The sequence below is a fragment of the Butyrivibrio sp. VCD2006 genome, from assembly GCF_000423925.1.
In the GTDB taxonomy this organism is placed as follows: Bacteria; Bacillota; Clostridia; order Lachnospirales; family Lachnospiraceae; genus Butyrivibrio.
Map to the genome: position 1 here is coordinate 113,614 of NZ_AUIX01000017.1, position 25,457 is coordinate 139,070.

Annotated in this window: 23 protein-coding genes; 22 read left to right on the top strand and 1 reads right to left on the bottom strand. The window is 46.7% G+C overall.

Annotated features, from left to right (window positions below; all coding sequences use genetic code 11):
- The first annotated feature begins 26 nt into the window (after positions 1-26).
- The 10 genes from G586_RS0108720 to G586_RS22265 all read left to right on the top strand — a co-directional run bounded on the left by G586_RS0108720 (position 27) and on the right by G586_RS22265 (position 11,748).
- Positions 27-983: a hypothetical protein gene (locus G586_RS0108720; RefSeq protein ID WP_035772835.1), complete on the top strand. Its 957-nt coding sequence runs from the start codon at positions 27-29 to the stop codon at positions 981-983.
- Between the two features lie 73 nt (positions 984-1,056).
- Complete coding sequence (locus G586_RS0108725; protein WP_026527460.1) at positions 1,057-2,766, top strand: SGNH/GDSL hydrolase family protein; 1,710 nt, start codon at positions 1,057-1,059, stop codon at positions 2,764-2,766.
- Positions 2,767-2,784: 18 nt separating this feature from the next.
- Positions 2,785-4,953, top strand: a complete 2,169-nt coding sequence (locus G586_RS0108730; protein ID WP_026527461.1) for a glycoside hydrolase family 3 C-terminal domain-containing protein — start codon at positions 2,785-2,787, stop codon at positions 4,951-4,953.
- A 173-nt stretch (positions 4,954-5,126) separates the two neighbouring features.
- Positions 5,127-6,500: a glycoside hydrolase family 5 protein gene (locus G586_RS22260; protein ID WP_051204662.1), complete on the top strand. Its 1,374-nt coding sequence runs from the start codon at positions 5,127-5,129 to the stop codon at positions 6,498-6,500.
- 199 nt (positions 6,501-6,699) lie between these two features.
- On the top strand, positions 6,700-7,365 hold the full coding sequence (locus tag G586_RS0108740; RefSeq protein WP_026527462.1) for a L,D-transpeptidase: 666 nt from the start codon (positions 6,700-6,702) through the stop codon (positions 7,363-7,365).
- Between the two features lie 146 nt (positions 7,366-7,511).
- Complete coding sequence (locus G586_RS0108745) at positions 7,512-8,204, top strand: amino acid ABC transporter permease (protein ID WP_242831993.1); 693 nt, start codon at positions 7,512-7,514, stop codon at positions 8,202-8,204.
- 12 nt (positions 8,205-8,216) lie between these two features.
- Entirely contained in the window at positions 8,217-8,954 is a 738-nt protein-coding gene (locus G586_RS0108750; RefSeq protein WP_026527464.1) for an amino acid ABC transporter ATP-binding protein, read from the top strand.
- Positions 8,955-9,013: 59 nt separating this feature from the next.
- Positions 9,014-9,823: a transporter substrate-binding domain-containing protein gene (locus tag G586_RS0108755; RefSeq protein ID WP_026527465.1), complete on the top strand. Its 810-nt coding sequence runs from the start codon at positions 9,014-9,016 to the stop codon at positions 9,821-9,823.
- Positions 9,824-10,301: 478 nt separating this feature from the next.
- The gene (locus G586_RS0108765; protein WP_026527467.1) at positions 10,302-10,547 is read left to right on the top strand and encodes a TIGR03905 family TSCPD domain-containing protein; all 246 of its coding nucleotides are present in this window, start codon (positions 10,302-10,304) and stop codon (positions 10,545-10,547) included.
- Position 10,548: 1 nt separating this feature from the next.
- Positions 10,549-11,748, top strand: coding sequence for a putative glycoside hydrolase (locus G586_RS22265; RefSeq protein WP_051204663.1), 1,200 nt, complete (start codon positions 10,549-10,551; stop codon positions 11,746-11,748).
- 5 nt (positions 11,749-11,753) lie between these two features.
- On the opposite strand, the gene G586_RS0108775 is transcribed toward G586_RS22265, so the two are convergent.
- Positions 11,754-13,295, bottom strand: coding sequence for a PucR family transcriptional regulator (locus G586_RS0108775; RefSeq protein ID WP_026527468.1), 1,542 nt, complete (start codon positions 13,293-13,295; stop codon positions 11,754-11,756).
- Positions 13,296-13,443: 148 nt separating this feature from the next.
- On the opposite strand from G586_RS0108775, the gene G586_RS0108780 reads away from it, so the two are divergent.
- From G586_RS0108780 to G586_RS0108835, 12 genes are all read left to right on the top strand, one after another.
- On the top strand, positions 13,444-14,388 hold the full coding sequence (locus tag G586_RS0108780) for a flavodoxin family protein (protein ID WP_026527469.1): 945 nt from the start codon (positions 13,444-13,446) through the stop codon (positions 14,386-14,388).
- Between the two features lie 23 nt (positions 14,389-14,411).
- Positions 14,412-14,870 (top strand): hypothetical protein, encoded by a 459-nt coding sequence (locus tag G586_RS0108785; RefSeq protein ID WP_026527470.1) that lies wholly within the window; start codon positions 14,412-14,414, stop codon positions 14,868-14,870.
- 23 nt (positions 14,871-14,893) lie between these two features.
- Complete coding sequence (locus tag G586_RS0108790) at positions 14,894-16,387, top strand: FAD-dependent oxidoreductase (protein ID WP_026527471.1); 1,494 nt, start codon at positions 14,894-14,896, stop codon at positions 16,385-16,387.
- A 20-nt stretch (positions 16,388-16,407) separates the two neighbouring features.
- Positions 16,408-18,495, top strand: coding sequence for an FAD-dependent oxidoreductase (locus G586_RS0108795; RefSeq protein WP_026527472.1), 2,088 nt, complete (start codon positions 16,408-16,410; stop codon positions 18,493-18,495).
- A gap of 10 nt (positions 18,496-18,505) precedes the next feature.
- Positions 18,506-19,078: an NADH-ubiquinone oxidoreductase-F iron-sulfur binding region domain-containing protein gene (locus G586_RS0108800; protein ID WP_026527473.1), complete on the top strand. Its 573-nt coding sequence runs from the start codon at positions 18,506-18,508 to the stop codon at positions 19,076-19,078.
- 20 nt (positions 19,079-19,098) lie between these two features.
- Positions 19,099-20,406 (top strand): thiolase family protein, encoded by a 1,308-nt coding sequence (locus G586_RS0108805; RefSeq protein ID WP_026527474.1) that lies wholly within the window; start codon positions 19,099-19,101, stop codon positions 20,404-20,406.
- A 16-nt stretch (positions 20,407-20,422) separates the two neighbouring features.
- On the top strand, positions 20,423-20,845 hold the full coding sequence (locus G586_RS0108810) for a Zn-ribbon domain-containing OB-fold protein (protein WP_026527475.1): 423 nt from the start codon (positions 20,423-20,425) through the stop codon (positions 20,843-20,845).
- 202 nt (positions 20,846-21,047) lie between these two features.
- The gene (locus tag G586_RS0108815) at positions 21,048-21,287 is read left to right on the top strand and encodes an acyl carrier protein (protein ID WP_026527476.1); all 240 of its coding nucleotides are present in this window, start codon (positions 21,048-21,050) and stop codon (positions 21,285-21,287) included.
- A gap of 66 nt (positions 21,288-21,353) precedes the next feature.
- Positions 21,354-22,361, top strand: coding sequence for a phosphate acyltransferase (locus G586_RS0108820; RefSeq protein WP_026527477.1), 1,008 nt, complete (start codon positions 21,354-21,356; stop codon positions 22,359-22,361).
- The gene (gene buk, locus G586_RS0108825; protein WP_026527478.1) at positions 22,358-23,473 is read left to right on the top strand and encodes a butyrate kinase; all 1,116 of its coding nucleotides are present in this window, start codon (positions 22,358-22,360) and stop codon (positions 23,471-23,473) included. Before G586_RS0108820 ends, buk begins: the two co-directional genes overlap by 4 nt.
- 184 nt (positions 23,474-23,657) lie before the next feature.
- Positions 23,658-24,164: a DUF1097 domain-containing protein gene (locus tag G586_RS0108830; protein ID WP_081674296.1), complete on the top strand. Its 507-nt coding sequence runs from the start codon at positions 23,658-23,660 to the stop codon at positions 24,162-24,164.
- 15 nt (positions 24,165-24,179) lie between these two features.
- On the top strand, positions 24,180-25,427 hold the full coding sequence (locus tag G586_RS0108835) for an L-lactate MFS transporter (RefSeq protein WP_026527480.1): 1,248 nt from the start codon (positions 24,180-24,182) through the stop codon (positions 25,425-25,427).
- Positions 25,428-25,457 lie beyond the last annotated feature (30 nt).

A 25,457-nucleotide genomic window follows, 5' to 3' on the forward strand; every position in this document is an offset into this window, starting at 1 on the left:
TTTAAGTAATATAGGGGCAAGTAATTATGGGTAATAAAGTAAAATTTCATCTTCCGGGGCTTAGATACAACTATCCCCTCAATATGTTCTGGATCAGTCTTATGGAACAGCATCCGGAGTATTTCAGGGAAGGAATAGAGATAGCTTCATTTTTCGGAGCATTTCCCTTCGCTTTGTGGAATGGCGGACGTTTAGTCGGAAACGATCAGTGCGACGCAGGATTCGTGAAAAATGTAGTAAAGAGCATCAATTCAAAGGGTATTCCGATCAGATATACCTTCACAAATCCGCTTCTTACCGAGGAGGATTTAGACGATCCCTTCTGCAATTTCTGTATGGAAGTAGCAGACAATGGAATGAATGAGGTTCTTGTTTTTTCAGAAGTATTGGAAAAATACCTCAGGGAGAAATATCCTTCATATCACTTCAACAGCACAACCTGTAAGGAAATTCGTGATGTTGAGACACTTAATGAGGAAATGAACAAGGATTATAAGTATGTAGTCCTTGATTACAATTTAAATAACAAGTGGGATTTATTAGAAAAAGTTGAGCATAAGGAAAAGCTTGAGGTGCTCATAAACGCTTGCTGCGTGCCCGATTGTAAGCGCAGAGGCGATCACTACAAAAACATCGCAATGAACCAGAGAATAACCCTTGAGAACAGAAAGCTTCCCAAGGATAAGCAAAAGCCCATCAAGCCCTGGACCTGTGAATACGGTGATAAGAACTGCATTTACACAATACAGGAGTATTCGACCTTTGTTTCACCGGAGATGATCTGGGAGAAATATGTGCCGATGGGTATAAATAACTTCAAGATTGAGGGTAGAACCGGTAACTTGTTCTCCCTGATAGAGACATACAGTTTTTATATGCTTAAGCCCGAATACGTTGGGGAAGCAAGGCTTCTGCTCCTTAGAAACCTTGAAGCTTCGGGAGTTATAAGCGTAAACAAGCCAAGACCAGGCAGATGGCCGTAAATGGCTTCTAGTCAGACAAAACAGCTAAGCATTTGAATAAGTAAAGCGCCACGCTTGAAGAAAAGAGGAGAGTATGAGTAACGAAGAAAGAAAGGGGCCTGTAGCCCCTAAGGATCCTACTAAAAAGAGACCATATTTTTATGTAATGCAGGATAAGGGGATTTTTGCTGCTCCGCAGCCTGATGGAAGAGGAATCCAGTTTATTTATGAGGATAACGGAAGACTTCCGGATTCAGCAAAGCTTACAGGAAATGTAACGGATGAGGAGCTTCTTAAGATGCTCACATCAGCAGAGGGCTTCAGGAAGCTTGTTCACAGCATAGGAGTAAGTGTTACCGAGGATTCCAGGCAGGAAAAGGTTAAATTCGTTTTCCAGATGTACGGACAGAATCAGGAAGATCCCGCAACTATGATCAGCAAGGAGTTTACTGCTGACGGAACAGAGCAGGTTATTGACCTTACAGAGACCAAGTGGTTTGATACAGACCGCGTTCCCGGCCAAATTCGCTTCGAATTTGAGCGTTCAGGCATTCAGGCTATGGCAGATGTATGTTTTTATTTAAACGACGGATTTGAGGCTCCTGAGCAGATTTCAGACACAGCTGTGGACTTTGAGTCTGATGCATACAAGACAATGATAACAAAGTCACGTATGTTTGAGGGTAACCTTGCAAGACTTCGCGCTGTTACAGAGAAGGCTAAGAGGGGAGAAGACGTGACCCTTTCCTTCATCGGAGGCTCTATTACACAGGGCGCAGGCGCTATCCCGATAAATGAAAAGTGCTATGCAAGAATTTTTGCTGATGCTTTTGAGGAAAAATACGCAAATGGCGGTGCTGTTAACCTTATTAAGGCCGGAGTTGGCGGAACACCTTCAGAGCTTGGTATGATCCGCTTTGAGAGAGATATTCTCCGCGACGGCAAGGAAAAGCCCGATCTTGTAGTTATCGAATTCGCTGTAAATGATGAAGGCGATGAGACCAAGGGCGTATGCTTTGAGAGTCTTGTGAGAAAGTGCCTTGCACTCTCATGGAAACCGGCTGTTATCATATTATTTGCAGTATTTTCCTATGATTGGAACCTTCAGGACAGACTTTCACCTGTTGGAAGAAAGTACGATATTCCCATGGTGAGCGTCCTTGATGCTGTATCTCCTCAGTTCGGTCTTAGACCCGAGGAGGGAAGAGTAATCTCAAAGAAGCAGTTTTTCTATGATATCTTCCATCCCAGCAACCTTGGACACATGGTTATGCGCGATTGCCTGATGGATATGGTAGGAGCTGCCGAAGTCAGCACAGATGCTGAGACTACAGAGGATCTTCTGGCAAGAACACCTGCTATCGGAGCAGACTTCGAGAAGGTATATCTTGTTGATCGCAAGGATATCAGCAGCGCAGTTGTAACCGAAGGCGCATTCTCAGGTACCGATAATGACCTTCAGAGGGTCGAAATGGACAGCGAAGTAGTTCCTGTGCCGGAATTCCCCAACAACTGGCATTACGACGGTTCTAGCGCCAATCCTGAGCCTTTCCGCATGAAGATAAGCTGCAAAAAGCTGCTTCTTGTTATGAAGGATTCAGGTCTTAACGCTTACGGTACTGCAGAGGTTTACGTGGATGGCAGAAAGGTTATGGATGTAGATCCGCTGGCTATCGGCTGGACACACTGCAACCCGCTCATTATCCTTAACGGAGCTGAGGTTGGCCTCCACGAAGTAGAGATAAAGATGGCAAAAGGATACGAGGACAAGAAGTTCACAATCCTTGGTTTTGGTGTAGTTTAAAACGAAAGGTACAAACCCATGAACAGAGAAGAGGCAAGAAAGAGAGCGAAAGAGCTCGTTAGCAAGATGACTGTGGAGGAAAAGGCCTCCCAGCTTAAATTTGATGCACCCGCTATAGACAGACTCGGAATACCTGCATATAACTGGTGGAATGAGGCGCTTCACGGCGTAGCCCGTGCAGGCACCGCAACAATGTTCCCTCAGGCTATCGGCCTTGCAGCAGCTTTTGATGAAGAGCTTATGAGCTGCATCGGTGAGATCATTGCGATCGAAGGCCGTGCAAAGTACAACGAGCAGTCTAAGCGCGAAGACAGAGACATTTACAAGGGACTCACCTTCTGGGCTCCCAATGTAAACATATTCCGCGATCCCAGATGGGGCAGAGGACATGAGACCTATGGTGAGGATCCGTACCTTACAAGCAGACTGGCAGTGCCTTTTGTTAAGGGCATCCAGGGTGATGGTGAGTACATGAAGGCAGCTGCATGCGCTAAGCATTTTGCAGTTCATTCAGGACCTGAGGGCGAGCGTCACCACTTCAACGCCATCGCTTCCAAGAAGGACCTTGAGGAGACCTATCTCCCCGCATTTGAGGCCTGCGTCAAGGAAGCAAATGTAGAGTCAGTTATGGGCGCCTACAACAGAACAAATGATGAGCCCTGCTGTGCAAACGAGGAGCTTATGAACGGCTATCTCAGAAACAAATGGGGCTTTGAGGGCCACTATGTATCTGACTGCTGGGCTGTAAGAGATTTCCATGAAAATCACCACGTAACAGGCGCTCCCGAGGAGTCAGTTAAGCTTGCTCTTGAGACAGGCTGCGATCTTAACTGTGGTTGTACATATCAGAAGGTTATGAACGCTTACCGCGCAGGTATGCTTGATGAGAGCGTTATCACAGCTTCCTGTGAGAGACTTTTCACGTCAAGATTCCTTCTCGGAATGTTTGATAAGACAGAGTATGACGAGATCCCTTACACAGTTGTTGAGTGCAAGGATCACCTCAAGGTTGCAAGCAGAGCAGCCGCTGAGAGCATGGTACTTCTTAAGAATGACGGCATTTTGCCTCTTAAGAAGGAGGGCATCGGCACAATCGGTGTTATCGGACCCAATGCTAATTCAAGATCTGCCCTTGTTGGTAATTACCATGGCACATCTTCAAGATACATCACTGTTCTTGAGGGTATTCAGGATCTTGTGGGTGAAAATACACGTGTTATGTATTCAGAGGGCTGCGACCTCTGGAAGGAGAATGTAAGCGGACTTGCAGATCCCAACAAGCCTGACAGAATGTCAGAGGCGCTCACTGTAGCTGATTACTCCGATGTCGTAGTAGTTGTTGTAGGCCTTGATGAGACTCTTGAGGGAGAAGAGGGAGATACAGGTAACCAGTTTGCTTCAGGCGATAAGATTGATCTTAACCTTCCTCTTTGCCAGAGACAGATGCTTAAGAACGTTCTCGACTGTGGCAAGCCTACAATCGTAGTAAATATGTCAGGTAGTGCCATCGACCTTTCCGATGCCGAGAACAGAGCAGGTGCCGTTCTTCAGACCTGGTATCCCGGAGCAAGAGGCGGCGCAGAGGTTGCCAAGGCACTGTTTGGTGAGATTTCACCTTCAGGAAAACTGCCCGTAACCTTCTACAATTCATCAAAGGATCTTCCGGCTTTCACAGATTATTCTATGAAAAACCGCACCTACAGATACTTTGAGGGCGAGGTGCTCTATCCCTTCGGATATGGTCTTACCTACGGCGATTGCAGCGTTAAGGCCCTTGACGTAAAGGTTAGCGAGAGCGCTAACGAAGCAAGCACAGAGGATACAAAATATACATTTGCGAAGGCTGACGGCTCAGAGTTTTATGGCGCTGACCTTAAGATAACAGTTGTTAACGATGGAAAAGTGGCAACAGATGATGTTGTTCAGGTTTATGTAAAGGATACCGGTTTTGACAAGGCTATCCCGAATCCCTGCCTCAGCGGCTTTAAGAGAGTACATCTCGAAGCAGGCGAGGAGAAGGAAGTAAGCCTCCACTTAAGCGCAAGAGCATTCACTTCAGTAGATGAAGACGGCAACAGAAAGATATTCTCGGATACATTTAAGGTATTCGCAGGCGTTTCACAGCCCGATGCCCGTTCTGAGAAGCTTACAGGCCACAAGTGCGTAGCTGCAGATTTGAAGCTTTAATAAAAAAAGATCATGAGGGTGCCATTTTTAGCATGAAAATGGTACCTTTTTTATTTTTATTGTCGTATATTGTAATGATGACGGGTCTAAGTCCAAAAGGTATCGATGTATATATTTCTATCATTTGGGCTGCCTGAGTTTTAAATTCAAGCAACAAATCAGAGGAGAATATTATGAAACGAAAAGTAATGGCACTGCTACTGGCATTTACCATGGCTGCAACTGCAGGCTGTGGCGGCGCCGGAGCAAATACCGCACAGACAGCGGAGAGCGCAGAAGATATAGTAAAGGGCGCGGAAGAGACCACTGAGGAGACTGCAGAAGAAGCAGAAACCGAAGCTGAAAACACCGAAGAGGCTGCAGAGGACACAGCTGAAGCAGCATCAGAAGAGAATACCGAGGAATCAGAGGAAGAGGCTGAAACTGCAAAAGATTCAGAAGAGTCTGACGCTGCAGAAGATACCAAGGATTCCGATACCGCAGAGGATTCCGCAGAAAACACAGAAGAAAGCGAGGATGGAGACGTGGCTACAACACCTGCCTGGGAAATCGTAAATGATATGACCATCGGTTGGAATCTCGGAAATACTCTTGATGCGCATGACGTAAATATCAAGATGTCAGATCCGCCGTCAAAGCAGGAGACCTGCTGGGGCAACCCCGAGACAACCCAGGAGATGATCGATGCAGTTCTTGACCTCGGTTTTAACACCATCAGAGTTCCGATCACATGGAAGGCTCACATTGACGAGGAAGGTAACATTGATCCCGCATGGATGGACAGAGTTCAGGAGGTTGTTGATTACGTTTACGGCAGAGGTGCTTACTGCATCATAAACGTTCACCACGAGGATTGGAACTATCCTTACTATGACAACCAGGAAAAGGCGTCACAGCTTCTTTCAGCCATCTGGACACAGGTTTCAGAGAGATTTAAGGACTATGACTCACACCTTATCTTTGAGCTCCAAAATGAGCCCAGAAAGGTCGGTACAGACGTAGAATGGAACGGCGGCGATAAAGAGGGCAAGGAAGTAGTTAACGCGGTTAATATGGCCGGATATGAAGCTATAAGGGCTGCCGGTGGAAACAACGAAAAGCGCCTTATCATGTTCCCTGGTTATGCAGCAAGCTCACAGACAAATTGTATCAGAGCAATTGAGCTTCCCGAGAACGACGACTGCGTAGCAGTTTCAGTACATGCGTACACACCTTATGAATTTGCTCTTGAAAGTCCCGGAAGATCCACATATGACAACGATCACGGCGACCTCGACAGACTTTTACAGGATATTGAGAGAATCGTATTCTTCAAGAACGTACCGGTTATCATCGGTGAATTCGGTGCTGTAAACAAGGACAACGAGGCCGAGAGAGTGGCATGGGTTACCGATTACTTAAGAAAAGCAAGAGCCAAGAATATTCCCTGCGTATGGTGGGATAATGGCCAGTTTGACGGAAACGGTGAAAACTTCGGAATTATCGACAGAAGAACCCTCGAAATTCCTTATCCCGATCTCGTTAAGGCCATTCAGGAATTCAAGTAATCTTTTTCATCAATATATTTTCTTTAAACTTCTCACATTCCAACAGGATGTGGGAAGTTTTGCTTTACAGCAAAAGAAACTCTTTTTATAAACCAAATATCAGCTATATATTAAAAAAACATAAAGACGGTTCACGGCTCCCCGTATATGATAGAATACATTTATTCACTTAATATCGTGTTTCTATGAGGGGGAAGCAATGATGCGTGGGAGAATAATCGGTTTATCATTAGCAGCATTAACAGTAATGGTTTTGGTTACATCTCATGTTAAGGCGGATGGATTTGATGCGAATTTTTATGCACGGAAGTATCCGGATGTAGTAGCGGTTGTGGGAACAGATCCCGCCGCATTATATCAGCACTACGTTACCTTTGGATGTAACGAGGGAAGATCTCAAAACCAGCAGGAAGATTCAGCCAGATATCAGGCTGCACTCCAGGGGACAGCTCCGGAGCAGGCAAATACGCAGGTGGCGGGATTGCCGTACAGCACATATATTGATGTGGACATCGACAATCAGACCATGACCTATTATGAAAATGGACAGGTGGCACTGCAGTGTCCTGTGGTTACCGGAAATCCGAATCGCGGAAACGGCACGCCCAGAGGAACCTATACCATTCAGTCCCACATACCCGGGAAAACGCTGGTAGGGCCTACCTGGAACGTGTGGGTTGACAGATGGATGCAGTTTACTCCGAATCCGTGCCATATCGGTCTCCATGATGCAACCTGGAGAAGCTCATTTGGCGGTGAAATCTACAAATCAAACGGATCACACGGATGTGTGAACCTGCCACATGATACAGCGGTTGCGCTTTTTGACAGAGTAAATGTCGGAACGACAGTAGTAGTGCGCTGATAATGCGTGACACATAATAAAAAGCGTTAGCGGGCAAAGTGTAGCTTTACATTTTGCTCGTTTCTTTTTTACAATAGGTATTGACTTACTATGTAAATGGAGTAATATATTTTGAATAAAAGAATTGCGTAAAATATATTTATGCAATGGAAATTGGAATAGAAATGTTTAATGAAGCTACGTTAGAGCTGCTTATAAGCTCTTTTCCCAAAATATTAGAATACGGACTGAAGGTCACGATACCGCTTGCGGCGCTGGCTTTTGTCCTGTCAACGGTGCTTTCCGTATTCGTCGCAATGATTCAATACGCACAGGTGCCGGTTGCAAGGCAGATATGCAGATTTTACATATGGATAATAAGAGGTACGCCGCTGCTGGTTCAGCTTATGGTGGCGTTTTACGGACTTCCGCTACTGGGAATACATTCAAATCCCTTCGTTATGGCAGTTATAGTATTCACCATCAATGAAGGAGCCTACAGCGCAGAGACCGTCAGAGCCGCCATGGAAGCGGTTCCTGCAGGACAGCTTGAGGCGGGGTACTGCGTTGGTATGAACTACATGCAGATCATGTGGCACATCATTCTTCCACAGGCCTTCAGAACGGCATTCCCGTCTCTGTTTAATGCTCTTATCAGCATGGTTAAGGACACCTCTCTCGCATCGAGCATAACTGTTGTGGAGATGTTCACAAGGACCAAGCAGATTGCAGGTCAGTCCTACAATTACCTTCCACTGTATATTGAGGTTGCGATTGTTTACCTGCTGTTTTGCACAGTACTTACATATGTGCAGAAGAGAGGCGAGCTTTCACTTGCAAGCTACGGTGTGAGGAAGTAACAGGGGTGCGAAATGGCGTTATTAGAGGTTAAGAACATACATAAATCCTTTGGTGCGGGTGAAGTACTAAAGGGCATAGATCTGACGGTTGAAAAGGGCGATGTGGTGTCTATCCTCGGTGCATCGGGATCAGGCAAGACCACACTCCTTAGATGTATCAATTTTCTGGAAAAAGCGGATGAAGGACAGCTGTTATTTAATGGCAAGGATTACCACCTTTTAGGCATAAGCAAGGCCGATATTTCCGCTATTCGAAGGAACACAGGCTTTGTTTTTCAGAACTACTGCCTGTTTGCAAATAAGACGGTTTTGCAGAATGTAACCTTAGGGCTTACATCCGCAAGACATGTGCCTGCCGCCGAAGCCAGGGAAAAGGCTATGGACGTCCTTACTAAGGTCGGAATGCAGGACCATGTGGACAAATATCCTTCGCAGCTCTCAGGCGGACAGCAGCAGAGAGTAGCAATTGCAAGGGCTCTTGCCACGGATCCCAGTATCATATATTTTGATGAGCCCACATCGGCGCTGGATCCGCAGCTTACAGCAGAGGTCCTTGAGGTCATGAGGAAGCTTGCAGATGAAGGTATGACGATGATCGTAGTAACTCACGAGATTGGCTTTGCAAGGGAAGTTTCGTCCAAGGTTGTTTTCATGGCGGACGGTGTCATTGTTGAAGAGGGAAAACCCGAGGAGTTCTTCGTAAATCCCAAGGAGGAAAAAACCAGAGAATTCCTGAGGTTAACTGAATAAAAGGATAACTACACACAATTTGTTTTTATAAAGCACCTTAAGAAATGGAGGAAAATATAATGAAAAAGAATCTGTCACTAGTGCTTGTTACCGCGATGTTTGCGACAGTCCTGGCCGGATGCGGAAGCAGCGGATCAGGAGTAAGCACAGCGAACGATCACCTGGCAAGAATCCAGACAGCAGGTAAGATCACGATTGCAACAGAGGGCTGCTGGGCACCCTTTACCTACCACGATGAGACCACGGATGAGCTTGTGGGCTTTGACGTTGAAATAGCAGCTGCTATTGCTAAAAAGCTCGGTGTTGAAGCGGATTTCCAGGAGGTTGCATTTGACGGCGGACTCACAGGAGTTACAACCGGTGCCTTCGATATGATGGCAAACGGCGTAGATGTAACCGATGAGCGCTCAAATACTTACGATTTTACCGAGCCCTACGCTTATGATCACGCAGTAGTCGTAACTCTTGCAACAAACGAGGATATCAAGTCATTTGATGACTTAAACGGACGTACAACAGCCAATTCAGCAGGCTCCACCTACGAGGCTATGGGAAAAGAGCATGGTGCAACGGTATCCAACGTAGATACGCTTGGTGAGACCATGACACTTGTTCAGAACGGCACAGTTGAGGCTACTATCAATGCCAACACTTCTGCGCAGGATTACTTCAATACCACAGGTACAACCGACCTTAAGGTTGCTGCAGTTGATCCCGAGGTTACAAAGTACGCTATTCCTCTTGCAAAGGGTGCTGACAACGATACACTTCGCAAGGCGATCAACGAGGCAATTGAAGAACTTAGAAAAGAAGGCAAGCTTGCTGAAATCTCACAGAAATACTTTGGCGCAGACATTACAGCAGAATAATAGGAATTTAGAGGCGTTGCGGCTTCCATGAAGAATTATTTCACAATACTTAGACTAAAAACGAAAGAAAGTTGCCGCAAACAGCATATTTTTTATAAAAGGGGTTAATACACCGGGTTATCATCCGAAATATATACCAGAAAGACAAGCATACAGGGGACGCGACTAGACTCCGGTTCCTGTGTGGGCGCCTCCCGAGGAAGTCCGAACTTCCAGAGGATGTAACCTGAAGAGAACGAAATGATAGCAGAGAATAATCTCCCTTTTTTATTAACTCCTCCTATAATGAAAAGAAAGTAAGGAATAGCTTGAGTTGCCATACAAGCTATTCCTTCTTTTTCTCCTAAAATAAATCCTCTGAAATTCCCTAAAATAAAAACGAGCCGAAGCTTGAATCTTTAACTCAAAAAGGTATACTTAGAAACTAGCATGCTCCTGCCTGCGCGGGGGTACTTAAATGAATAAGGAGATATAAATAATGGTTTACAAGACAAAAGGAACTTGCTCAACTCAGATTGATATTGATGTTGAGAACGGAATAATAAAGCACGTTGAGTTTACAAATGGCTGCAACGGCAATCTTCAGGGCGTTTCAAGGCTTGTTGAAGGTATGAAGGGAGAGGATGCTATCGCAAAGCTTCGCGGAATCAAGTGCGGCTTCAAGAGCACATCCTGCCCCGATCAGCTTTCATACGCAATTGAGCAGGCAATGCAGGAAGGCTGAGATGAGAGCAGGTAGCGTATTAAAAAATGGCAGACGATATCTGTGTGCGGTTCTGTGTATAAGCCTGTTTTCAGGAGCTTTAGCGCTTGCGCCCTTAACCACACGTGCAGAGGAGACCACCTCTGAAATGACATCAGAAGCAGAAAATGCCGAGGCTGTAAGCGATGGCGACGCCGCAATTACAGAGACTGCAAGCGAAGAAGCTCCTATCGACGATTCCGGAATTCACGGCATCTATGTGAGTGCCTTCGTAGCGGGAACCCAGAGCATGATGGACGACATAATTACCAACATAGACGAAACGTCCATAAATGCCGTTGTAATCGATGTTAAAAACGACGATGGCAATATTGTCTTCGATATGAATTCAGAGCTCATAAACTGGCTGGGAACCACCAATATTTTGGTAAAGGACATGCCGGGTCTCCTAAATACTTTGCACGAGCATGGAATATATGCAATTGCAAGATGCGTGACCTTCAGAGATCCCTTAATTGATGAGATCAAGCCCGAATGGGTTTTAAAAACCGCATCAGGTGGGCTTTACGAGGATAGCAAGGGCTTTTCATGGATGGACCCCTCAAACGAGGAAGTCAAGGATTACCTGATAGAGGTTGCCCTTGGCTGTAAAAATGCCGGTTTTGACGAGGTTCAGTTCGATTATGTGAGATTTCCTACAGGGATTAAAGAGGAAGACCTTGGAATGAACGGCTACGGCAGACGCCGCGCGGTTTATGAATTTGTCCGCGATGCTCATCTTGCTTTGAAAAAAGAGAACATACCGCTGTCCCTTGATGTTTTCGGAACAGCTATGGGCTCTAAGGTCGACAGAAACATAGTGGGACAGGAGTACTCCTGGCTCTCAATGTCCTGTGAATACTTATCGCCCATGATCTACCCTTCGCATTACTATGAGGGCTCCATGGGGCTTGATTATCCTGACCTTTACCCCTATGAAACGGTTTTCAAGGCGATGGACTATTCAGATGCTGAGCTGAAGGTGGTAAATCCTTTGGGAAAAAGACCTCAGGCCCAGGTTCGTCCGTGGCTTCAGGGCTTTACAGCCACATATCTTAAAAAACACAAAGAATATAACGCACAGGAGCTTCGGGACCAGATAAGAGCGGTAAACGAGCATGGAGTCGACTCCTGGATCATCTGGAATCCCCAGTGCAAATATAAATGGGATGCATTCAAATAAGCCTGTTATTCCAACAGCCTTAGCGAATACTCATAGGCAAACAGAGCATCCTTATCATCAAGTGTTATATTAAAAAGCTGCTTCATTTTATCGAAGCGGTAGAACAGAGTGGACTTATGTATGAAAAGCGCATTTGCAGTAGCAGGTGCGCTTCTATTATTGTCAAAATAGGCCTGCAGGGTACTTATGTAATTTGTGCCATGTTCATCGTCATGCTTTTTCATGAACTTGATGGAAGGGTGGATGGAGGCTTCCACAAGAGCCTGTTTATTGAGGCTCTTTAAGATATTCTTTAAATAATAGTCGTTATAATAATAGAGTGGAGACTTGCCGGGCTCGCTTGAAATCTGGGATAAAAGCCCCTGGCACTGATTGTGATAGGCGGAACTGTCGATAAGCTTGTCATAGGGATAGCTTACAGTTCCTATCATGTGGTTCATCGTGAGGAAAGTAATGATTCTTTGCTCAGTTCCGGCATTCATGCGCTCCATATCCGAGGTCGAGACCAGCGTAATGAAGCGGCTTCCAAATATACCTGTAATGCTGTTGGTGAAAATGGTGGAGAGCTGCTGTATGTAGTAGTGATAGTTCATCAAACGCTCTGATTCAGTGGAAAAACAACATGCCAATATAAAGAAATACTCTCTGGGACGCACGCCAAGCCGCTGGAGTTGCTCCCTTGCCAGGGGTTCCGTGTAATGACGGGCAAAAAGGTCGCTTAAGTACATGTCGTACTTGATACCCTGGGGATTGCGGTAGCTGTCATCTTTTTGTAGCTGTATGGAGGTCATTTGCGCTATGGTGTGGATGAGATCGAGGTCACTTTCCGTGTGTTCTCTTTCGTTGCAGCGAACGCAGACATAGCCAACCACAGCGTGCTTGATTCTTATACTCTCAAAGATCCAGTAATATGGATAATCATCAAATTTAACCGCAAAGGGATACACCGAGTGATAAATTCGCTCGGTTATTTTTTTTACTTCCATATCCTCGGAGTTCTTAGGCTTGACGGATAGCCTGTTATTCCTTATCTCCAGGTTTTCTGTATCAGCAAGCTCCGGGTAGGAAGAGATTATTCCGTAGCTGCTGTCACAGATAACAATTGTGTTGTTCAGATAGTTGTATGCGGTTTTCAGAAGGGAATCAAGACCATGACCGCTATGCAGAACATTGAAAAGTGTCTGCTTTTTTAAATAAATCTGATGATTACTTATGATCACATCCTCGATTGTGTTGTAAAGATCTATCATATCCAGATTTTCTTCAATGTAGAGCGCATCAGATCCGGGCTGTTCTTTTCCAGCACCTACATACAGTATGTCACCATAGACTTCCAGCTGACCATACTTCGAGAAATCCGCTAAATACAATACGTTCGGACTTAAGTGTTCAATGTTTGCATCGTTTTCATTAAAAAATCGCATTCCGTCAATTGACTGCCTTTTTTGGGCATCTCCATGCACTATTAGCCCATATTTTTTCTCAATTACATCTACTATATCGTGGATATATGCCATTTTTCTGAATCCTTTACTATTAATACCCATTCTTAAGCCATCAGACGTTTGTCGGAAAAGAGCGTCCGATATGACTATTTTTACTCAATACATGTTGGATGTAAAGGAAAACTGAGAATGATAAATTCTTAACCAGCAGAGCTGTTCTGCAATATTAAGGAAAAAAGGGAGAGTTTTTATGAGTATCAAAGTAATGGGTGTTACAGCTGGAAGAAAGAACAGCAATAGTGAAATCCTTTTAAAGGAAGCACTGATTGCCTGTGAAGAGGCAGGCGCAGAAGTAACAATGATCAATCTTAGGGATTACAATATTTTAGACTGTACAGGATGTACTTCATGTACAATCGGTATGTCACAGGGCAAAAATGTAGGCTGCGTTCTTGATGATAAGGACGACAAGAAAAAGATCATGGAGGTCCTTCTTAATCAGGATGCTGTTATCTATTCAGTTCCTACATACGATCTTATGCCTTCTGCAAATTATCTTGCGTTCGCACAGAGAAGTCTCAGCTACGAGACAGCATTCCTTGAGACAATTGGCGCAATTGAACATAAGGACAGAGTTGCAGGTCTTATTTCCGTAGGTGGTTCTACCAGAGCATGGCAGTCCATGGCTCTTGAGGGACTTCAGGCAACAATGTTCACAACAGACTTTAAGGTAGTTGATATGCTCCTTGCTACAAGAGTTCCCGGTCCTGCACAGTGCCTGCTTGACGATGAGCTCATCGCAAGAGCACACAAAATGGGTGAGAACATCATAAAAGCAGTTAACACTCCCGTTGAGGAGAGGGGCTGGCTCGGTGATGAGAACATGGGCTGGTGCCCGAACTGCCACTCCAATGCACTTGTACTTGGTGAGCCTCAGTGGGACGGCCTTCACTATCCTATCGAGTGCCAGGTTTGCGGAGCAGGCGGAAACCTCGAGAAGACCGAGGACGGCAAGTGGAAATTCGTAATCCAGAAGGACGGACTTCTTAAGGATCGTACAACTGTTGAAGGAAGAGCAAGACACCTTGAGGAAATCGGCCATACACAGGGCGGATTCTTTGAAAATCCTGAAAACAGAGAGATCGTCGGCAAGAAGATCATCAGATATAAAGAGAAGAATTTTAAGGGTATTTGATCAATGGGGGAGGCAAAAAAACGATGAATAGAAGTTTAAAATGGCGTGCAGTCAATGCACTTATCATGAATATTCCGATAGCACTTGCTATTTCACTCACAGCGCAGCTCCTTGCTATACACAAGGTAATACCTGCACTTTTGGTAATAAATTTCCTTATCGCTTACGCGATTTCATTCATCGTAGGAGTATTTGTTCCTGCTGTTAAATGGGGATTCGGATTTGCAATGTTCTGCAAGACCAAGCCGGACACACTTCCCTTCGGCCTTGCGATCAACGTAGTAGTTAACCTTGTTTATGTAGTGATCAACTGTCTGATCCTCACATATTTCAACGTTTGCATCTTGAACCATGCACCGATCATCGCATATTTCATCGGTATGGCAAGCACATTTATCCCGATTTATATTGTCGGCTACATCGTTTCCTTCTTATGGAACCGTCCGGCTGAAAAGATCACAGATAGCATTGTTAAAGAGTAATAGGAATTGGAGGTAATTGAAAAATGAAACAGTTACAGTCAGATGTAATCGTAGTAGCAGCAGGCCTTTCAGGACTTGCAGCAAGTATCGCGGCAGCTGAGAACGGCGCCAGCGTAATCACTTTTGAGAAGTCATCCACAACAGGTGGAGCAGCAAATATGGGTATGGGACCTCTTGGCGTAGGTTCAAGAATCCAGAAAGAGCACATGATCGCTCTTACACCCGGTGAAGCTTTCAGAAAGCACATGTATTTCACACACTATCGCGTAGACGCAAGAATGGTAAGAGATTACTACTTCAAGTCAGGTGACACAATTGACTGGCTCATGGATATGGGCGTTGAGTTCGTAGGCGTACAGAGAGCATTCAGCGCTCCCGAGGCTACAAGAGCTTACTCAGACGGTGAGTTCACATGGCACGTTGTAAAGCCTGAGGACGGCGGAATGCCCGGCCCCCGCTGCGCAACAGCTATGACAAAGAAGATGACAGAGAGAGCAAAAGAGCTCGGTGTTGACTTCCGGTTCGAGACACCGGTTAAGAAGATCATCATGGAAGACGGCGCTGCTGTAGGTGTTATTGCAGTTGATAAGGACGGTGAAGAGATCGAGGCAAGAGCAAATGCAGTTATCATCTGCACAGGCGGCTTCGGTGACAACCCGGAGATGATCAAAGAGCAGACAGAGTTCGAATATGGCAACACAATTTACAACTTCGCTATTCCCGGCATGAAGGGTGAGGGAATCAAGATGGCATGGGAAGCAGGCGCAGGAAAAGAGCCCTGCATCATGGAGCTCATGTATCAGCTTCCTGACAACATGAACCACTTCATCCTTGACGGTGCTTTCCGTCAGCCTTGCCTCTGGGTAAACAGAAACGGCCAGAGATTTATGCCTGAGGATCAGATTGCAAACACAACCTTTACAGGTAATGCTATCGCAGCACAGCCCGGCAAGGTTGCATACTCAATCTTCGACAGCAAGCTCCTTAAGAAATATAAGAAAAAGGGTCCCGACATCGTTTCACACGTTCACCCTCATGATCTTTTCGATCACTTCGATGAGCAGTGGAACAGAGACCTTGCTGATGGCTATGAGCCCATCGTACAGGCAGACACAATTGAAGAGCTTGCAGAGAAGGCTGGCATCGATGTTGAAGGACTTGTTGCTCAGATCGAAGAGTACAACGAGATGTGCGAGAAGGGCTACGATGAGATCTTCGAGAAGGACCGCGTATACATGCAGCCCATCGAAAAGGCTCCCTTCTATCTCTGCAGAGAGAACGTTGGTGCTTACGGCTCCCTTGGCGGCGTAAAGATCAACCACAAGACACAGGTTCTCACACAGGATGCAAAGGTTATTCCCGGACTTTACTGCGCAGGAACAGACGCCTGCAACATCTTCGGTGACAGCTATCCCTTCATCCTTTCAGGAAACACAATGGGATTCTGCTTAAACAGCGGACGTATCGCAGGTGAGAACGCATCTGCAGGTTCCGAGAACTTTGATGATTTTGAATAAATAACAGAGGTTAGACTTAGATGAAAATTTTTATTGACGGAAAAGAAATAGAAGCAAGAGAAGGCGCGTCAGTGCTTGATGCAGCCCTTGAAGCAGGTGTTTTTATTCCTCATCTATGCTCTCATCCTGATTTAGAAGCTAAGGGCGGCTGCCGTCTCTGCTCCGTTGAGATCGACGGAGTGGAGGGGGCTGTCCCCGCTTGTAAGACAATCGTGGAAGATGGCATGAAGGTAACAGTAGGCGGACCGCAGGCTGAGAAGGTCAGAAAGACCGCAATGGAGCTCATCCTTGCAACACACCCTGCCGACTGCACAGGCTGTCCCAAGTACGGTAAATGCGAACTCCAGTCAATGTATCAGTACATGGGCGTCAGCCCTGAGCGCTGGAGGAAAAAATCAAGAGCCGTTCCCAATGATGAGAGCAATCCGCTGATCTCACACCTTTTCACAAGATGCGTAAGATGCGGACGCTGCATCCGTGCATGTCAGGACATGCGTGGAGTTAAGGTTCTTGACTACATTAAGACTGATGTGGGAATAAGAGCGGGTGTTCCGGACGGAAAATCCTTAAAAGAAGCAGGCTGCAGATTCTGCGGCGCATGTATCGAGGTTTGCCCCACAGGTTCAATCATGGATGCATTCAATCTCATGAAGCCTGAGAGATCCTACGAGGACAACGTAGTTCCCTGCAGAGCCACATGCCCCGCACACATCGATATTCCTGCATACATCAGATACATCAAGGAAGGCGACTTCGATAAAGCAACAGCTGTTATTCGTGAAAAGGTGCCTTTCCCTGAGACTCTCGGCTCTGTCTGCACACGTAACTGCGAGACACAGTGTAAGAGAGGAGAGCTCAACGCTCCTGTATCTATCTGCAGACTTAAGCGTGCCGCAGCCACAAATGAGAGCGGCGAGTGGAAAAACCACGTAAGAAAGGATGCTCCCACAGGCAAGAAGGTTGCCGTTATCGGAGCAGGCCCTTCAGGACTTACGGCAGCCTACTACCTTGCTAAGAAGGGACACGAGGTAACCGTATTTGAGAAAAATGAGAAGGCCGGCGGACAGTGCCGCTACGGCATACCGGCTTACAGACTTCCGGATGAGCTTCTCGACAGAGAGATAGCTACAATCCTTGAAGCAGGCATCACCTTAAAGACAGGAGAAGCGTGTGAAGAGCCCGCAAAGCTCCTTGCTGACGGATTTAACGCAGTTCTTGTATCCATAGGAACACACCAGGGTACAAAGCTTCCCATCGAAGGAAGCGACCTTGAGGGCGTTTATGTAAACGCTGATTTCCTCAAGGCATCAAGACAGGGCAATCCTCTTCCAGTTGGTGACAAGGTTATGGTTCTCGGCGGCGGAAACGTTGCTTATGACTGTGCCCGCACCGCAATAAGACAGGGAGCGAAGGAAGTACACATCGCATGCCTTGAGAATCTTCAGCAGATGACATCCTCAGAGGAGGAGAGACTTGAAGGCGAGCAGGAGGGCGTAATCCTTCATGCAGCGCACTCTTTCCTTAGAATAACAGGTGATACAAAGGCTACAGGAGTAGAGATCCAGAAGGTTAACAAGTTTTATTTTGATGAAAACAGAAAGGCCATCATCGAGCTTGAAGAGGGTTCAAACCAGATCGTCGAAGTTGACAACGTAATCTTCGCGGTTGGTCAGAAGCCCGAAGGCACAGAAAAGATGGGCGTAGAGCTTACACATGGCCCTTACATCGCTGCAAAAGACAGCGCAACAAGCATGGAAGGCGTATTTGCATCAGGTGACGTTGTAACAGGTACAAAGTCAGTTATTGAAGCTATCGCAGGCGGCAGAGATGCAGCTGTGGCAATAGACAAGTTCCTTGGCGGTGACGGCGATATCAGTGAGGTTCTTCTTGAAAGAGAAGCTCCGAATAAGTTCATCGGACAGGTAGAGGGCTTTGCAGACCTTGAGAGAACAGAGGCTGAGGTAATGGAAGCCGATAAGAGAAAGACCTGCTTTGATGCAATGGAGAAGCCTCTTACCTGCGACCAGGCTAAATGCGAGGCCGGAAGATGCCTGCAGTGTGACCTTAGAACAACAATATCCAAAGTAAAGCTTTGGAACGAATACTAGGAGGATAAAAATGAGTAGCACAGAGAAGATCAAAGGTTTAAAAGAAGATCAGTGCGTTGTTGATGTCCTTCTTAAGGAAGTTCAGAGCCATCCCTGCAAGGACTGCGGGAAATGCGTTTTTGGATATGAAGGAATCACACAGCTGGAAATGATCCTCAAGGACATCACAGAGAAGAAGGGACGTTCAGGCGACAAAGCCCTCATGGAGGACCTTTGCGAGATGATGAAAACCCAGTCGCTCTGCGAGGACGGAGAGGATATTGCGGACGCAGTAAAGGAAGCACTTACAACCTACGGAGAGATTTTTGACGAGCACATCTCCAAGAAGGGCTGCCGCGCAGGTGTCTGCAAGAAATTCATGACCTATCACATTCTTGCAAGTAAATGCGTAGGTTGCGGCGAGTGTATGGATGTCTGCGAAGATGACGCAATTTTAGGTAAGAATAAGTTCGTTCATGTAATCGTCATGGATGAGTGCTCACTTTGCGGCAAATGTATGGAGGCCTGCGATGAGGATGCGATCGTTATGGCAGGTGCCCAGAAGCCCAAGTGTCCTACGAAGCCAATTCCATGCAAGAGATAAAAAATACGAGGTTAAATACTATGAAAACTTTTGGAAAATATTCAAGAAGTGTATCAATCATCGGTGTGGGATGCACACCCTTCATGTACACAGTAGATAACGAAGAGACAAATGGCCTCACAGAGGGCGAATTATTCGGTTATGCAGCTCTTAAGGCTATGGAAGATGCAGGAGTTAACCCTCAGGACGTTGATTTCTACTTCCACGGCTGTGCAAGCCCCCTTAACGGCTCCAACTACCTTACACCCAACGTACAGATCGCTAACTGGTTCGGTATGAAGGGCAAGGGTTCAATCCACCACTCAGAGGCTTGCTGCACAGGCTACCTCGCAATCGAGCAGGCTGTTAACGCAGTTGCTTCAGGAAAATATGACTGTGTTCTCACAGGTGCCGTAGAGTTCGGTGACAGCACACCAAGCCCTGCTGACAACGTTGAGTCACCCAAGCACCCTTATAAGCGCGACAAGATGACAATGGAGAAGTTCCTTAAGACTACTTCATGGCTCTATGACCGTACATACACAAGAAGCCTTATGGCAGGTCAGGAGCTCATCTACGATGACGCTGCAGAGTGGTATGTTCGCACAAGAGGCATTTCTGCTGAGGATATGAACAACACATTAAATGCTATGTGTATAAATAACAGACGCAATGCATCTGTTAACCCTCTCGCAATCGAGAGAACAACCTACGAGGAGCTTGCTGAAAAGGCAGGCATGAGCCTCGAGGAGTACATGAACTCACCTTACAACCCGAAGATGGGTGACTTCCTCCGCGCAGGCGGTCTTGAGCTTAAGTGCGACGGTGCAGCAGCTTGTATCGTATGTGCAACAGAGAAGATCCCTGAGATCGCAAAGAACCTTAAGCATAAGCCAATCGAGGTTCTCGGAATCGGAAGCGCAGCTTGCGAAGCTACAACACCTCACTTCGAGGTAAGAGCTACAGAAGAGGCTGTAAGACAGGTATATGAAGCTACAGGTCTTTCAGGAGATGATCTTGATCTGTTCTTTGCAAACGACTTCATCATCACATCTCACCTCGTATCAGCTGAGATAGCAGGATACCTTCCTTACGGAGAGGGCTGGAAGTACATCTGCGACGGACGTACAGCATGGGATGGCGACAAGCCCATCAACTCCAACGGTGGAAGAACTTCCTTCGGTCACGCTCACGCAGCATCAGGACTTGCAGATATGTATGAGGCCTGCAAGCAGATGTGGAACGAGTGCGGCGATCGCCAGGTTAAGAAACTGCCGAAAACAACAATGCTTCGTGGATATGGCGGTGCGCAGAACGTAGCTGCTATCATCATTCGAACAATGGACTAACAGGGAGGTACTTACCATGGCAATTAAGTTAGAAAAAATCGTTGAAAAATTTTATACATCATTAGAAGAGGGCAAGATCATGGGCCGCAAGTGCCCTAAGTGCGGACACGTAGAGTTCCCGCCGGTATATGCCTGCAATGAGTGCGGAAGCTATGAGACAGAGTGGTATGAGATCAGCGGAAAGGCTAAGCTTCACTCCATCGTTTTACCCGCAGCTCTTTCATCAAAGCCCGAGTACAAGAAGATGGGCAAATTCGCCTACGGCGAGGTAGAGCTTGAGGAAGGTACAAGACTTAACGCAGTTGTACGCGGAATCAGCAAGAAAAACCGCGAGGAGCTCACAGCAAAGCTTCCTCTTAACATTCACGCAACAATAATCGACCGCGACGGCGGCTTCAAGACAGTTATCTTTGATCTTGATGATGAGTATTTAAACTAATAACACTCAAAGCCTTCCCCCATTGGGGGAAGGTGTCAGCGAAGCTGACGGATGAGGGAAAAAAACAAAAACACTCTAAGCCTTCCCCCATTGGGGGCGCACGACGTCCGGGGGACGTCGGTTCTGCGCGGACCGAAGCGGAGCGAAGACGGTGTCAGCGAAGCTGACGGATGAGGGAAAAAAACAAAAAGGAGAATTAAAAATGGAAAGACAGGAAATTTTAGATCAGGTTTTAAACATGGTAGCAATGGCATACAAGAAGGACGTAGCTGACCTTTCAGAGTCAACCTCCTTCAAGACAGACCTCGGCGGAGCATCAGTTCAGATGGTAGCTCTTGTTTCAGAGATCGAGAACGAGCTTGATGTAGCTCTTATGCTCGCTGACGCCAGCGGATGCGAGACAATCGCAGATCTCATCGACCTTATCGAGGAAGAGATGTAATTAAATCCATATGAAAACAATGATGCGGCTCGCTTTTTTGGCGAGCCCATTAAAGTGAGGTAGAAAATGAGCGTAATAGACAAGATTTTTGAAAAAGCAAAGAAGGATCCCCAGAGAGTAGCATTCCCTGAGGCTCTTAATGAAAAGATGATGCAGGCAGCTTACGAGGCAGGCACCGAGGGCTATATCATCCCTATTCTCGTGGGAGATGCAGAGGAGATCAAGGCTGCAATAAAGGAGAGAGGCTACAAGGAAGAGGCTTTCAAGATCGTCGATGTAAACGACGAGGACTACAAGGCTGTTCTTGTTGAGAAATACACCTCCCTTCCAGACACAAGACTGAAGGAGAAGGCACTTAGACGCCGCATGGAGGATAAGCTCCAGTTCGCAATGGTTATGCAGGCTGCTGACGAAGCAGATGTTACCTTTGCCGGAATCGACTACACAACAGGAGACGTGCTTCTTGCCGGTCAGATGATCATCGGAATCAAGCCCGGTCTTGCAACAATTTCAAGTATCGGACTCTGCGACATCCCCGGCTATGAAGGCAGCGAAGGCTCACTTCTTGCAATCGGTGACAGCGCAGTATGCACAAATCCTAACCCCGAGCAGCTTGCAAGTATCGCAATCTCAGCCTGTGACACAGTTAAGTCACTTCTCGACTGGGAGCCCAGATGTGCTTGCGTCAGCTACTCAACACTTGGCAGCGGCCAGGGCGAGCTTATCGACAAGGTAACAGAGGCAGTAAAAATCGCCAATGAACTTCGTCCCGACCTCGCAATCGATGGTGAGTTTCAGCTTGATGCTGCAATCAACCCCGCTGTAGCGCAGAAGAAGGTAAACAGAGAGAGCAAGGTTGCAGGAAAAGCAAACGTTGTTATCTGGCCTGACCTCAACGTAGGAAACGTAGCAGTTAAGCTTATTCAGCAGTTCGGAAAAGCTGATGCATACGGACCTATGCTTCAGGGCTTCAACAAGGTCGTTTGTGACTGCTCAAGAAGTGCACCGGTTTCCGAGATCAAAGGAAATATCGTCATCAGTGCGGTAAGAGCAGCAGGAGAGAAGAGAAAATGAAAGAATACAAGATTTTCACAATAAATCCGGGCTCTACCTCCACGAAGATAGCTCTTTTCAAGGGTGAGGAGTGCCTGTATACACAGAATGTCTCCCATGATGCCGGTGAGCTGGCAAAATTCGAGACAATTAGCGATCAGCTTCCCTACAGAAGAAACATGATCATTGACCTTCTTAAAGAGGCAGGAATGACCATCGATGATGTGGACGTATTCGTAGGAAGAGGCGGCGGACTTTTCGCTATGGAAGGCGGCACCTATGAAGTGGATGACCTCATCCTTGAGCACGCGAGAACCATGGCTAACGGCGTTATCCATCCCGCAGCATTAGGACCGCAGCTCGCAGCTGAATTCGCATCAAAATATGGCGTGAAGGCCATGGTAGTAAATCCTCCGGATGTAGACGAGTACCAGGACCTTGCCAGAATGACAGGAATCAAGGGCGTATACCGCCTTGCACACCTTCATTCACTTAACTTGAAGGAGACCGCGATCCGTCACAGCAAGAACGTGCTTCACAAGAAGTACGAGGAAGCTAACTACATCGTATGTCATATCGGTGGCGGAATCTCCGTATCTGCGCACAGACAGGGAAAAATGGTCGACGGCTTTGATATCGTTGGCGGCGAGGGTCCCATGGCTCCCACACGTTGCGGCAGCATCTCCGTTGCGAACCTTCTTGATTACATGAAGAAGAACAATCTTGGCGTTGCTGATGTTAAGCCCCTTATCACCAAGTCCGGTGGCTTTGTGAGCCACGCAGGCATATCAGATGCTATTGAACTCACAAACCGCGCAGCAAACGGCGATAAGTACGCTGAGATGCTCTGGAACACCATGATTTACCAGATCGAAAAGTGCATCGGCTCCATGGCCGCTGTCCTCCACGGAAAGGTTGACGGAATCCTTCTCGGTGGCGGAATGGTTCACAACAAGGATCTCGTTGCACAGATCACTGAGACCTGCTCATTTATTGCACCTGTTTTTGCTTATCCCGGCGAGTTCGAGATGGAAGCAATGGCTGCCGGCGCTATCCGCGTCCTTGAGGGCGAGGAAGAGCTTAAGCACTACACAGGAAAGCCCTGCTTCACGGGATTTGATTTTGAAAAATAATCAAAAGCCTTCCCCCCTCGGGGGTAAAAAAGATTTATCTAATGCCTTCCCCTTGGGGGCGATAGGAAAAGAATAATCAAAAGCCTTCCCCTTGGGGGCGATAGGAAAAGAATAATCAAAAGCCTTCTCCCTTTGGGAGAAGGTGTCAGCGAAGCTGACGGATGAGGGGCTAAGAAAGGAACACATGAAAGAAAACACACTAAACAAACTCACCCTCGCACTGGGCATTGCACTCCTTCCCCCAATCTGGGCGGTTCTTTCCCCAATGGTTGGAATAACCACAGGAGCAGTTGCCCTGATATGCGCGGGACTCTATGTCGCAAACGGCAATAAAGCAAGCGATGCGCTCAAGATAACCCTGGGCTTTCTCTGCGGAGATATCTGGGCGGTTATCGCCATATTTGTTATGGAAAAGCTGAGCTTCAATCCGAATGCAGAGCTTTACTGCACACTTTTCGTGATGGGCGGCCTTGCCGTTCTCATAGGAGAGACCATTCCAAAGTTCATTTTTACACCGGCATGGCTCTGCGGCTGGGCAATCGGCCTGACGATAATGGGACCCATGGCAATAGCTGATATCGGCACACTTCCGCTCCAGATCGGAGCTGCAATGATAGCAGGTGTTGTTTATGTGGGAATCGGTGTAGACGCTTTTCAGAAGCTGCTCATCAAGGCTTTTTCAAAAAAGTGATTTAGGGGACTAATTATGAATTTGACACAACGTAGATGGCTGGTGCTCGTTGCCAGCTGTCTTATCAATTTATGTATCGGAGCACTATACGCATGGAGCGTGTTCGCATCACCTATGGCGGCTCACATCTCCGAGGTTCAGGGCCTTACAGGAGACGGGGCAGTAACAGCAAGTAATCTTGCGATTGTTTTTTCCATAGCTAATGCTATCGGCCCCATCACCATGATCGGTGGCGGAAAGCTCGTAAGGACAATTGGCCCCAGAATGGTCATAATGCTTGGCGGAATCTGGTTTGGCATAGGCATGCTCATCTGCGGTTTTGCAACATCAGTGCCTGTCCTTATTTTCGGCTTTGGCATCTGCTGCGGACTTGCAGTGGGATTGACCTATGGCTGCACAGTCAGCAACACAGTTAAGTTTTTCCCTGATAAAAGAGGTCTCGTGGGCGGTATCGCTACGGCTTCCTACGGTCTTAGCTCAGTTCTGGTGCCGCTTATCGCAAATGCTATCATCTCTAAAATGGATGTGACCATGGCATTTAAGATTCTCGGTATCGCGATTGTGGTTGTTGTGGTTATTGCATCATTTTTCATCCTGCCCTGTCCGGACGGCTTCGTACCGGATGGATATACGCCTGTATCAAGAGATGGAGGAAGTGCAGGAAAAGCGACATCCAAGGACTACACCTGGAGCGAGATGCTGAAAACCAAAGAATTCTATGTAATGATAGTTCTTATGTGCTGCGGAGCCTTCATGGGAATGATGATCATTTCCCAGGCATCACCGATAGCACAGAATCAGGTCCTTATGACTCCCCAGGCCGCAGCAGTAGTGGTTTCCGTACTTGCGTTATTTAATACCGGCGGAAGAATCTTAGGAGGCTTTATCTCTGACCTTATCGGACAGATAAACACCCTCACAATCCTGCTTTTATGCTCACTTGCCGGACTTTTCATGCTTATAATAACAGGTGATGGCAATGTGGCAACATTATATGCCGGAATATGCATAATCGGCATATGCTTTGGCGGATTCATGGGAATCTATCCCGGCTTCACCAATGAGAAATTCGGAGCAAAGTATTCAAGCATTAACTTCGGAATCATGTTCATTGGCTTCGCATTTTCAGGGTTCTTCGCACCCATCATGATCGGCAAAATCTTCACAGCCACAGGCACCTACACAATGGCTTATATTGTTGCCATGGGCTTGTCTGTACTTGGAATTATTTTGACATTCGTATATCGAAGAATGAATAGATAATAAGCTACAAAAACCGAAACCGCCTCCGAA